The following is an 11138-nucleotide window of genomic DNA, read 5'->3' as shown; positions in this document are numbered from 1 at the left end:
CGGGGGATGTGACCGCATGGCCGTAGGAGGTTTCTGCAAGCTGCCCAGTGGCAGCGTGGTGGTGGCACTGAACCTGCCCAGGCCCACCGCCCCGACCACGGCGGCGGGACTGGACGGAGTACGCGTCCTGGTGCTGGCCCAGAACCGCGCCCGGGCCCTGACCCGGCTGCGCAACCTCGGCCTGCGCGCGGTCTACCTCCGGGGCAACGCGGCCCCGCCCACCCCGGACGAGATCACGGCGGTCCTGCACCATCCCGACGGCCTGATATGGCGTACGGCCCCGGACAACAGCGTCCCGCCGGCACTGGAGCGCACGGAGCTCTGGCATCCGATCAGGTCGCTGCTGAGGAGGCCCACGGCACGGGTCTGACGCCTTCCGGGGGCCTCCGCCCTCCGACGTAGTCCCCTCGCACGATGTGACCGGGCGGCGTACGCCATAACCTCGCCGCATGACTGCAGCTGACTCTCCCACCGGCGGACCCCGCAGCATCGAACAGCGCACGCGCGAGGCGCTGGAACGGCTCGCGAAGGACATCGACGTATGGGTCGCCACGGCCGATGCCACCGGCGAGCCCACCCTCGTCCCGCTGACCTTCTGGTGGGACGGCGAGACGGTGTGGCTGTCCACCCGCGACACCAACCCGACCGGCCGCAACCTGCGGACCTCGGGCCGGGTACGGCTCTGCTTCGGCCACACCCGGGACGTGGTCCTGGTCCACGGCACCGCGCGCATGCTGACCGGCGGGGAACTGCCGGCCGGCGTCGGCGACGCGTTCACCGCGAAGGACGGCTGGGACCCCCGGGAGAGCGGCCCCTCGTACGTCTGGTTCCAGGTCACCCCGGAGGTGATCCAGGCGTGGGGAACGGTGCCCGAGATGACCGGCCGGGACCTGATGCGCGACGGGAAGTGGCTGGTCCGGGGCGACTGACGCCAGGCTGCGGGCGCACGGGTTACACCACCGGCTTGCCTGACAGCTCCACGCCCGCCGCCCGCAGCTCCTCCAGTGCCCGTTCCGTCGTCTCCTCGGCCACTCCGGCGGTCAGGTCCAGCAGCACCTGCGTACGGAAGCCCTCGCGGGCCGCGTCCAGGGCGGTGGCCCTGACGCAGTGGTCGGTCGCGATGCCGACCACGTCCACCTCGTCGATCTCGCGGGCCCGCAGCCAGTCGGCCAGCGTGACCCCGTTCTCGTCGGCGCCCTCGAAGCCGCTGTAGGCCGCCGCGTACGCGCCCTTGTCGAAGACGGCGTCGATCGCGCCGGAGGCGACCGCCGGGGCGAAGTTCGGGTGGAAGCCGACGCCTTCCGTGCCGGCCACGCAGTGCGCGGGCCAGGAGTGGCGGAAGTCGGGGTTGTCGGCGAAGTGTCCGCCGGGGGCGATGTGATGGTCGCGGGTCGCCACGACGTGGCGGTATCCGGCGGGGGCCTGCCCGATCAGCTCGGTGATCGCGGCGGCCACGTCGGCACCCCCGGCCACCGCGAGACTGCCTCCCTCGCAGAAGTCGTTCTGCACGTCTACGACGATCAAGGCGCGGCGCATGGTCGGTGTCCTTCGACTGCCGGTGTGTGAACAGGTGAACTTCCGAGCCTAGAGACTTCGGCACCGCTTCGGGAGGGGGTAATCGGGGCAACGGCGGGCTCGGACGCCCGTTGCCCCTGTTCCCCGGGGTGTCAGGCGCGCACGGGCAGGTACTCCGTAGGAATGACGGCCTCCCCGCGCGACAGCTGGGTCGCCGACAGCGGCAGGTTGGCGCGCGCGGCGGCGTGCCGGTCCCGTACGACGTCCAGCGCCTCGCGGGCGACGACCTGGCCGCCCTTCAGCAGCTCGACCAGCAGTTGCCGGTCCGCCAGCTCGGCGGGCACCGGTCCCGTACCGATCACCTCGGCCTCCGCGATCCCGTCCCGGTCGAGCCGCCGGGCCGCCCACTTCCGGCCCCCGACCGACGTCTTGCCGCCACTCGACTTCTTCGCCACCGGGAGGAGCGGAGCCTTCGGGTCCGCGGACTCGGCGCGGGCCACCAACTTGTAGACCATCGAGCATGTCGGGTGGCCGGAACCCGTCACCAGCTGGGTGCCGACGCCGTACGCGTCCACGGGCGCCGCCGCCAGCGACGCGATGGCGTACTCGTCGAGGTCCGAGGTCACGATGATCCGCGTCCGCTCGGCCCCCAGCGCGTCCAGCTGCTGCCGCACCCGGTGCGCGACCAGCAGCAGGTCCCCGGAGTCGATGCGCACCGCGCCCAGCTCCGGCCCGGCGACCTCCACCGCCGCCTGGACCGCCTCGGCGACGTCGTAGGTGTCCACCAGCAGCGTCGTGTTGCGGCCCAGCGAGTCCACCTGGGCCTGGAAGGCGTCCCGCTCGCGGTCGTGGAGCAGGGTGAACGCGTGGGCGCTGGTCCCGACGGTCGGGATGCCGTAGCGGAAACCTGCGGCCAGATCGGAGGTGGTCGCGAAACCGCCGACGTACGCGGCCCGGGAGGCGGCCACCGCGGCCAGCTCGTGGGTGCGCCGGGCGCCCATCTCGATCAGCGGGCGGTCACCGGCGGCCGAGGCCATCCGGGACGCCGCCGCCGCGATCGCGGAGTCGTGGTTGAGGATGGACAGGATCACCGTCTCCAGCAGCACGCACTCCGCGAAGGAGCCCTCGACGCGGAGGACCGGTGAGCCCGGGAAGTAGACCTCGCCCTCGGGATAGCCCCAGACGTCCCCGGCGAACCGGTACGAGGCAAGCCACTCCAGGGTCTCCTCGTTGACGATCCGGCGCTCGCGCAGGAAGCCGAGGACGTCCGCGTCGAACCGGAAGTTCTCCACCGCGTCGAGCACGCGCCCGGTTCCCGCGACGACGCCGTAGCGCCGGCCCTCCGGCAGCCGCCGGGTGAAGACCTCGAAGACCGACCGCCGGTCGGCGGTGCCCGCCTTCAGGGCGGCCTGGAGCATCGTCAGCTCGTAGTGATCCGTGAAGAGCGCCGTCGAGGGAACGTCCACCGGCAGCCCAAGGTCCGCTACGTCCACTGAAGCCTCCTAGCCGTGACTTTCGGGTCTCCCCGGTGCAGGCCGGGGGTCCGGGGGCTGTCCCCCGGGAAGTGCTGCGTGTGACGGGATGCTACCCCCATTTCGTCACTTTGACGAATACTGGTCGCGAGTGAGCCCGCCGCGGAGCCCGTTTGGCCCGTGACCCCCTTCTGGTGGCAGCATGGGCAGTGTGACGTCACCCGCTCCCGTAGAGATCGAACGCACCGAGTCGGCGGAGGAGACCTTCGCCGTACCCGAGCCCGACGTCCCGTGGGTCACCATCGTCCACAACGACCCGGTCAACCTCATGAGCTATGTGACGTACGTCTTCCAGACGTACTTCGGCTACCCGAAGGACAAGGCCACCAAGCTCATGATGGACGTCCACCACAAGGGCCGGGCGGTCGTCTCCAGCGGCAGTCGCGAGGAGATGGAACGCGACGTGCAGGCGATGCACGGCTACGGTCTGTGGGCCACTCTCCAGCAGGACCGGAAGTAGCGAACTCACCTCAGGGGGTGTCCTCCGGGTCGGCTCGGCGTCGCGGGGTCCGGCACGCACTCCCCCAGAGGGGGAACCCCGGCGGCGTTGTCGTCACTCTCCCCCCACTCCCGACTCCGCTCGACCGGGGGACCCCCGTCGCTCCGCGTCGACTCCCTTCTCCGCCTTGCGGCTGCCACGCACCAGACCCCGCTCGGGTCGGCCACCAACGCACTCGGCGCCACTGCCGACCTGACCCAGAGGACACCCCCTAGTGCCAGGACAATTCGAACCGCTCCCCGGCGGCGGCGCGGCCGTCGCCCTCGACGACGTCGAGATCTCCATCATCCGGTCGCTGGCCGTGCAGCTCCTGGAGCTGATCGGACCCGGCCCGGCCGAGGACGCCTCCGCCGACCCGCTCGCCGAGCTGTTCGCCGAGGGCCCGACCGAGCCGCCCTCCGACCCGGTGCTCAGGCGCCTGTTCCCGGACGCCTACGGCGACCCCGAGGACGTACCCACCTCACCCGGGCAGGCCGAGGAGGAGCGGGAGCACGCCGCCGAGTTCCGCCGGTTCACCGAGAACGACCTGCGGACCGGCAAGCGGGAGAGCGCCCTCGCGGTGATCCGCTCGCTGGACGCGCTGACGCCGGCCGGTGACGGGGGCGCGGTGCTCAAGCTGTCGCACGAGGAGTCCCAGCGGTGGCTTGGCACGCTCAACGACCTGCGCCTGGCGATCGGCTCCCGGCTGGACATCGTCGACGAGGAGGACACCGACCTCCTCTACCGGCTGCCGGACGAGGACCCGCGCAAGCCGATGGTGATGGCGTACCTGTGGCTGGGTGGGCTGCAGGAGACGTTGGTCGAGACATTGCTGCCGTGACGGGCCCCGTTCGCTCAGCGGATACTCAAATGCGGATAACGATCGCATCACCGCCTCTGGGGTTTTGTACCCCGGGGGCGTCTTTGTGTGATTTGCATCACTCAGGTATCGGTAAAGGCCGTGGTAGGACTTCCCGAAATCCATCACGGCATTGCCCCTCCGCCGTGTACAGAGCCGGCAGTCGCCGGGATGCACGACACCGCTTCCCGCATCGCCGCACCATGCCGCACGTCCCCGCGCCCTGAGGTGATCATGTCATTCGACTCCTTCACGCAATCCGTTGACGATGCCGTCAGCGACTTCTTCGAACCTGTCGCCAAGGAAGTCGGCGAGGTCGTCTTCTACACCGTGCCCGTCGGCGACACCGATCTTCCGCTCATCGTCGCGTGGCTGGTGGTCGCGGGCCTGGTCTTCTCCGGCTGGTTCGGCCTCATCCAGGTGCGCAAGTTCAAGCTCGCCTTCGACGTGGTGCGCGGTAAGTACGACGAGGAGGGGGCGACCGGTGAGGTCAACCACTTCCAGGCACTGACCGCCGCCGTCTCCGGCACCGTCGGCCTCGGCAACATCGCCGGTGTCGCCGTCGCCGTCTCCATCGGCGGCCCCGGAGCCACCTTCTGGATGATCCTCTGCGGTCTGCTCGGTATGGCGACCAAGTTCGTCGAGGTCACCCTCGGTGTGAAGTACCGCGAGGAGCACGAGGACGGCACCGTCTCCGGCGGTCCGATGTACTACCTGCCCAAGGGGCTCGCCGAGCGCTTCGGCAGCGGCGGCGCCAAGCTCGGCAAGGTGCTCGCCGTCGCCGCCTCCATCATGATCCTCTTCTTCGGTCTGTTCGGCGGCAACCTGTTCCAGACCAACCAGAGCTACGCGCAGATCTCCTCGACCTTCGGTGGCGAGGACGGCTTCCTGGCCTCCTCCGCCGGTGCCGTCCTCTTCGGCCTGGTGATCGCCGCGCTGGTCGGCCTCGTGCTGCTCGGCGGCATCCGCTCCATCGCCAAGGTCACCAGCCGGCTGGTCCCGGCGATGGCCGGCTTGTACATCGTGGCCTGTCTGGTCGTCATCCTGACGAACGTCACCGCGGTGCCCGACGCGATCCAGACCATCTTCGAGGGCGCCTTCGAGGCCGAAGGCGTCGCGGGCGGTGTGATCGGCGCCCTGATCGTCGGCTTCCAGCGTGCCGCCTTCTCCAACGAGGCCGGTCTGGGCTCCGCCCCGATCGCCCACTCCGCGGTCAAGACCAAGCACCCCGCGAGCGAGGGCCTGGTCGCCCTGCTGGAGCCGTTCATCGACACGGTCGTCATCTGCACCATGACCGCGCTGACCATCGTCATCGCCAATCCGGCCAGCTGGGCCGAGGCCCGCGCGGGCGAGGGTGTCGGCGGTGTCACCATCACCTCCGACGCCTTCGAGACCGTGCTGCCCTGGTTCCCGAACCTGCTGACCGTCGCGGTGCTGCTGTTCGCCTTCTCCACGATCCTGACCTGGGGCTACTACGGCCTCAAGGCGTGGACGTACCTCTTCGGCAAGAGCAGGACCAGCGAGACCGTCTTCAAGGCCATCTGGAGTGCGTTCGTCGTCCTGGGGTCCCTGCTCTCTCTCGACTCGCTGATCAGCCTGAGCGACTCGGCACTCTTCCTGCTGTCGGTGTTCAACATCGTCGGCCTCTACCTGCTGGCTCCCCTCGTCAAGAAGGAGCTCGACTCCTTCCTGGACTTCGTCCGGGCCCGGAAGGCGCGCGCCGCCGTGGGCAGCGCGGACCCCGAGGACGAGCAGGAGTCCGTCAAGGTCGTCTGACCTCGCAGCTCACCATGTGGGCCGTCCCGTACCACCCCTCGGTACGGGACGGCCTCTGCGTTTGTCCGGGTTGCTTATCCTGGCGAACATGCTGACCATCACCCAGGCCCTCGTCGACCAGATCGTCGCGCACGCGCGCAAGGACCACCCCGACGAGGCATGCGGCGTCGTAGCCGGCCCGGCGGGCTCCGACCGCCCCGAGCGCTTCATCCCGATGCTGAACGCGGCCATGTCACCCACGTTCTACGAGTTCGACTCCGGGGACCTGCTGAAGCTGTACCGCGAGATGGACGACCGCGACGAGGAGCCGGTGGTCATCTACCACTCCCACACGGCGACCGAGGCCCACCCCTCCCGCACCGACATCTCCTACGCCAACGAGCCCGGCGCCCACTACGTCCTCGTGTCCACGGCCGACACGGACGGCCTCGGGGAGTTCCAGTTCCGCTCGTTCCGGATCGTCGAGGGCGAGGTCACGGAGGAAGAGGTCAGCGTCGTGGCGACGTACTGAAACTCCGCCGCGACCTGCTGATCTCACCAGGCGGCCCGGATATGTCCAGAATGCGGGACAGGCCTCGGGAATCCTGACCGGGAATCGATACGATGAGCCCATGGTTTCCTACGACGTGAGCGAGAAGACGCCGGGCGCCCTGCTGCTCGTGGCGCGGCTGCACGTCGACCTGTGCAGGCTGGCCAGCGCCATCTGTTGACGCGGCCCCCTGCCGCCGTACGGCCGTGAGCCGGGGGTACCTCCCGCGTGAGCGCAGCCGAGCGCGGGGGAGCCTCACATGCATGACCTGCACCAACCCGCTTTTCGCGCCGCCGCGCGCCCATCGACCACCACTCCCGACAGGAGCCCCGAGCCATGGCCATCGAGGTCCGCATCCCGACCATCCTCCGCACCTACACCGACGGCGAGAAGGCCGTCCCCGGTGCGGGGGAGACCCTCGCCGAGCTCTTCGCCGACCTCGAGACCCGGCACGCGGGAGTCCAGGCCCGCATCGTGGACGAGGGCAAGCTGCGCCGCTTCGTCAACGTCTACCTCAACGACGAGGACGTCCGCTTCCTCGACGGCATCAACACCAAGCTCGCCGACGGCGACACCGTGACGATCCTGCCGGCCGTGGCCGGCGGCATGGCCTGACAGGCCTCTGGCACCCATGCGCTACGACTCGCCGCTGGCCGCGGTAGGCAACACCCCCCTGGTGCGCCTGCCGCGTCTGTCGCCGTCCGCCGACGTACGGATCTGGGCGAAGCTGGAGGACCGCAACCCCACCGGCTCGGTCAAGGACCGCCCCGCCCTGTACATGGTCGAGCAGGCCGAGAAGGACGGCCGCCTCACCCCCGGCTGCACCATCCTGGAGCCCACCTCCGGCAACACCGGCATCTCGCTCGCCATGGCCGCCAAGCTCAAGGGCTACCGCATGGTCTGCGTGATGCCCGAGAACACCTCGCAGGAACGCCGCGACCTGCTCGCCATGTGGGGCGCCGAGATCATCCCCAGCCCCGCCGCCGGCGGCTCCAACACGGCCGTACGGGTCGCCAAGGAGCTCGCCGCCGAGCACCCCGACTGGGTGATGCTCTACCAGTACGGCAACCCGGACAACGCGGGCGCCCACTACGCCACAACCGGCCCGGAGATCCTCACCGACCTCCCCTCCATCACCCACTTCGTGGCGGGCCTCGGCACGACGGGGACGCTGATGGGCGTCGGCCGCTACCTCCGCGAGCACAAGCCCGACGTGAAGATCGTCGCTGCCGAGCCGCGCTACGACGACCTGGTGTACGGTCTGCGCAATCTTGACGAGGGCTTCGTACCCGAGCTGTACGACGCCTCCGTCCTCACCACCCGCTTCTCCGTCGGCTCGGCGGACGCGGTCACCCGCACCCGGGAGCTCCTCCAGCAGGAGGGCATCTTCGCGGGCGTCTCCACCGGCGCCGCGCTGCACGCCGCGATCGGCATCGGCAACAAGGCCGTCAAGGCGGGCGAGAGCGCGGACATCGCCTTCGTGGTCGCCGACGGTGGCTGGAAATACCTCTCGACAGGCGTCTACACGGCGGCCACGACGGAGGAGGCCATCGAGACGCTGCAGGGCCAGCTCTGGGCGTAAGACCGTAATAGGCCGACTTGCCGACTTGCGGCACTCCGGGACGCACCAGTGCGGGCGTCCCGGATCCCGTACCCAAGTGACCCACGTGACTCACACGGCCTACCTGGCGAGGTGTCGGACCTGGTCCCACAGGGCCGGGTCCACCACCCCCACCCGCCGCCGGAACTCCCCCACGGGCAGGTCACGCAGCTCGTCCGTCTCCAGGAAGCTCGGCCGCCCCCGCGCGTCGCCCACCGCACCCGGCGGCATCGGGATCACCCCGGGCCGCTCGTCGTGGTACTTGCTGGTGATCTTCGCGACGGTCGCGCGCCGCCCCCGCACCGAGAGCACCAGGCACGGCCGGTCCTTGCCCCCCGGGCCGTCCTCGAAGGGCACGTTCGCCCACCAGATCTCCGCGGGCCGGGGCCGTACCGACCGCCCCCGCTGTCCCCGCGGCCCCTCGGCACGGCCCGGCGGCCGGCCCGCGCGCCCGCGGGGCCGATGCCCCCGCCCCCAGCCGTCCACCAGCGCCGCGACCAGCGCGAGCAGCACGACGGCCGCCAGAGCGAGCCACCATGACGTGTCCATACGGAAGACGGTACCGGCGCACTCCCCGCACCGCCCGAACTACCGGCGCTTCCCGTCCAGCCGAACCGGTGACAGCACAGGTGAGTTCGCCCACAACAGCCCTTGGCGGAGGAGCGACGGGAGGTTTTGCGCCTTACGCTCGACGCACCGCAAGAACCCCGTCACGTTTGTTTTGACGCTCCCCGCCCGCGGAGGTTTCTGCTTTATGAAGCTCACCGTCGTCGGCTGCTCGGGGTCGTTCCCGTCCGCGGAATCGGCCTGTTCGAGCTACCTCGTAGAGGCCGACGGCTTCCGGCTGCTCCTCGACATGGGCAACGGTGCCCTTGGCGAGTTGCAGCGCCACTGCGGTCTCTACGACCTCGACGCGATCTTTCTCAGCCATCTGCACGCCGACCACTGCATCGACATGTGCGCGTACTTCGTCGCACGGTACTACCGCCACGAGGGCGGTCGCTGCGACCCGATCCCGGTCTACGGCCCCGAGGGCACCGAACACCGCCTCACCACCGCCTACGCCGACACCCCGACCGCCTCCTCCATGAGCGAGGTCTTCGACTTCCACACGGTCAAGCCGAGCACCTTCGACATCGGCCCGTTCACCGTCCACACCGAGCGGGTGCGACACCCGGTGGAGGCGTACGGCATCCGCATTGAGCACGGTGGGAAGTCACTGACGTACTCCGGGGACACCGGCGTCAGCTACGCGCTGGACCAACTCGCCCGGAACACCGACCTGTTCCTCTGCGAGGCCGCGTTCACGCACGGCAAGGAGAACATCCCGGACCTGCATCTCAACGGCCGCGAGGCGGGCGAGACGGCGAAACGCGCGGGCGCGCGCAAGCTCGTACTGACCCACATTCCCCCGTGGACCGACCCGCAGGTCAACCTCGCCGACGCACGCGAGGTGTTCAGGGGGCCGGTGGAACTGGCGACGCCGAGGGTGTCGTACGAGATCTGACGCTTCGTACGTGCACGAGGGCCCCGGAACCGAGTCGGCGAGTCGGTTCCGGGGCCCTCGTCATGCTCTACGGCCGTGTTCTCACGCCTTGGTGAGGTCCTCGACCTCCTCGACGGGTTCGCGGCCAGGGGTGGGGAGGTCGAACTTGGTGATGGCGAAGCGGAAGAGGAAGTAGTAGATCGCTCCGAAGACGAGTCCGATCGGGATGATCAGCCAGGGCTTGGTGGCCAGGTTCCAGTTCAGGGCGTAGTCGATGAAGCCGGCGGAGAAGGTGAAGCCCGCGTGGACGCCGAGGGCCCAGGTGATCGCCATGGACACGGCGGTCAGGACCGCGTGGATCACGTACAGCAGTGGGGCGATGAACATGAACGAAAACTCGATCGGCTCCGTCACACCGGTCACGAAGGACGTCAGCGCGAGCGAGATCATCATGCCCATCACGGCCTTGCGGCGCTCGGGGCGGGCGCAGTGCGCGATGGCGATGGCGGCGGCCGGGAGGCCGAACATCATGATCGGGAAGAAGCCCGACATGAACTGACCGGCGGTCGGGTCGCCGGCGAAGAACCGGTTGAGGTCGCCGTGGACGACAGTGCCGGTGGCATCGGTGAAGTCACCGATCTGGAACCAGGAGACGGTGTTCACGAACTGGTGCATGCCGACCGGGATCAGCGCCCGGTTGATCAGGCCGAACAGACCCGCGCCGAAGGCGCCGAGACCCGTGATCCACTCGCCGAAGCTGGAGATGCCCTCACCGATCGGCTCCCAGACGAGGCCGAAGAAGACGCCCATCGCGGTGCCGACGAAGGCCATGATGATCGGCACGAGCCGACGGCCGTTGAAGAAGCCCAGCCAGTCGACGAGCTTCTTGCGGTGGTAGCGCTGCCACAGTACGGCGGACAGCAGACCCATCACGATGCCGCCGAGAACACCGGGGTTGTTGTAGGTCGCGGCTATGTCGGCGCCCGCCTGGACCTTGGCTTCACTGACCGGGAACGCCTTGAGGACGTTGCTGTAGACCAGGAAACCGACGAGGGCGGCGAGTGCGGTCGAGCCGTCCGCCTTCTTGGCGAAACCGATCGCCACACCGATGCAGAACAGCATCGGCAGGTTGTCGAAGATGGCGCCACCGGCGGTGGCGAACACCGCCGTCACCTTGTCCGGCAGGTTCAACTTGTCGTGCACGTCCTGCTGGCCGAGCCGGAGCAGGATGCCCGCCGCCGGAAGTACGGCGATCGGGAGCTGCAGGCTGCGGCCGACCTTCTGCAGGCCCTGGAACAGGCCGGATCCCCTCTTTTTCGAGGGGACCGCCGCTGCGGTGGCGGTGCTCATACTTCCTCCAACG

Annotated in this window: 14 protein-coding genes; 10 read left to right on the top strand and 4 right to left on the bottom strand. The window is 69.4% G+C overall.

Annotated elements, in window-relative coordinates; all coding sequences use genetic code 11:
- Positions 1-16 precede the first annotated feature (16 nt).
- Together RB628_RS07530 and RB628_RS07525 are read left to right on the top strand one after the other, a co-directional pair.
- Positions 17-370 carry a hypothetical protein gene (locus RB628_RS07530; protein ID WP_318319511.1) on the top strand — a complete coding sequence of 118 codons (354 nt, stop codon included), beginning with the start codon at positions 17-19 and terminating at the stop codon, positions 368-370.
- Positions 371-449: 79 nt separating this feature from the next.
- On the top strand, positions 450-929 hold the full coding sequence (locus tag RB628_RS07525) for a pyridoxamine 5'-phosphate oxidase family protein (protein WP_318319510.1): 480 nt from the start codon (positions 450-452) through the stop codon (positions 927-929).
- 22 nt (positions 930-951) lie between these two features.
- Here the strand turns inward: RB628_RS07525 and RB628_RS07520 are convergent, their stop codons facing one another.
- Entirely contained in the window at positions 952-1536 is a 585-nt protein-coding gene (locus RB628_RS07520) for a nicotinamidase (protein ID WP_318319509.1), read from the bottom strand.
- A 131-nt stretch (positions 1537-1667) separates the two neighbouring features.
- Positions 1668-3008, bottom strand: coding sequence for a nicotinate phosphoribosyltransferase (locus tag RB628_RS07515; protein WP_318319508.1), 1341 nt, complete (start codon positions 3006-3008; stop codon positions 1668-1670).
- Between the two features lie 181 nt (positions 3009-3189).
- Between RB628_RS07515 and clpS the strand changes: the two genes are divergently transcribed.
- The 7 genes from clpS to RB628_RS07480 all read left to right on the top strand — a co-directional run bounded on the left by clpS (position 3190) and on the right by RB628_RS07480 (position 8271).
- Positions 3190-3507: an ATP-dependent Clp protease adapter ClpS gene (gene clpS, locus RB628_RS07510; RefSeq protein ID WP_318319507.1), complete on the top strand. Its 318-nt coding sequence runs from the start codon at positions 3190-3192 to the stop codon at positions 3505-3507.
- Positions 3508-3760: 253 nt separating this feature from the next.
- The gene (locus tag RB628_RS07505) at positions 3761-4366 is read left to right on the top strand and encodes a DUF2017 domain-containing protein (protein ID WP_318319506.1); all 606 of its coding nucleotides are present in this window, start codon (positions 3761-3763) and stop codon (positions 4364-4366) included.
- Positions 4367-4618: 252 nt separating this feature from the next.
- Positions 4619-6160 carry an alanine/glycine:cation symporter family protein gene (locus RB628_RS07500; RefSeq protein WP_318319505.1) on the top strand — a complete coding sequence of 514 codons (1542 nt, stop codon included), beginning with the start codon at positions 4619-4621 and terminating at the stop codon, positions 6158-6160.
- A gap of 88 nt (positions 6161-6248) precedes the next feature.
- Complete coding sequence (locus tag RB628_RS07495; RefSeq protein ID WP_318319504.1) at positions 6249-6671, top strand: M67 family metallopeptidase; 423 nt, start codon at positions 6249-6251, stop codon at positions 6669-6671.
- Positions 6672-6771: 100 nt separating this feature from the next.
- Positions 6772-6870 carry a putative leader peptide gene (locus RB628_RS07490; protein ID WP_318319503.1) on the top strand — a complete coding sequence of 33 codons (99 nt, stop codon included), beginning with the start codon at positions 6772-6774 and terminating at the stop codon, positions 6868-6870.
- 155 nt (positions 6871-7025) lie between these two features.
- Entirely contained in the window at positions 7026-7304 is a 279-nt protein-coding gene (locus RB628_RS07485; protein ID WP_318319502.1) for a MoaD/ThiS family protein, read from the top strand.
- A gap of 16 nt (positions 7305-7320) precedes the next feature.
- The gene (locus RB628_RS07480; RefSeq protein WP_318319501.1) at positions 7321-8271 is read left to right on the top strand and encodes a cysteine synthase; all 951 of its coding nucleotides are present in this window, start codon (positions 7321-7323) and stop codon (positions 8269-8271) included.
- A 99-nt stretch (positions 8272-8370) separates the two neighbouring features.
- On the opposite strand, the gene RB628_RS07475 is transcribed toward RB628_RS07480, so the two are convergent.
- Positions 8371-8838: a type II toxin-antitoxin system PemK/MazF family toxin gene (locus RB628_RS07475; protein WP_318319500.1), complete on the bottom strand. Its 468-nt coding sequence runs from the start codon at positions 8836-8838 to the stop codon at positions 8371-8373.
- Positions 8839-9043: 205 nt separating this feature from the next.
- Between RB628_RS07475 and RB628_RS07470 the strand changes: the two genes are divergently transcribed.
- Positions 9044-9796, top strand: a complete 753-nt coding sequence (locus RB628_RS07470; protein WP_318319499.1) for an MBL fold metallo-hydrolase — start codon at positions 9044-9046, stop codon at positions 9794-9796.
- 81 nt (positions 9797-9877) lie between these two features.
- On the opposite strand, the gene RB628_RS07465 is transcribed toward RB628_RS07470, so the two are convergent.
- Positions 9878-11125 (bottom strand): PTS transporter subunit EIIC, encoded by a 1248-nt coding sequence (locus RB628_RS07465; RefSeq protein ID WP_318319498.1) that lies wholly within the window; start codon positions 11123-11125, stop codon positions 9878-9880.
- Between the last annotated feature and the right edge of the window lie 13 nt (positions 11126-11138).

It is taken from the genome of Streptomyces sp. ADMS, assembly GCF_033441795.1.
GTDB lineage: Bacteria > Actinomycetota > Actinomycetes > Streptomycetales > Streptomycetaceae > Streptomyces.
The sequence above is the reverse complement of the archived record's forward strand: the minus strand, read 5'-3'. Positions and strand labels throughout refer to the sequence as shown.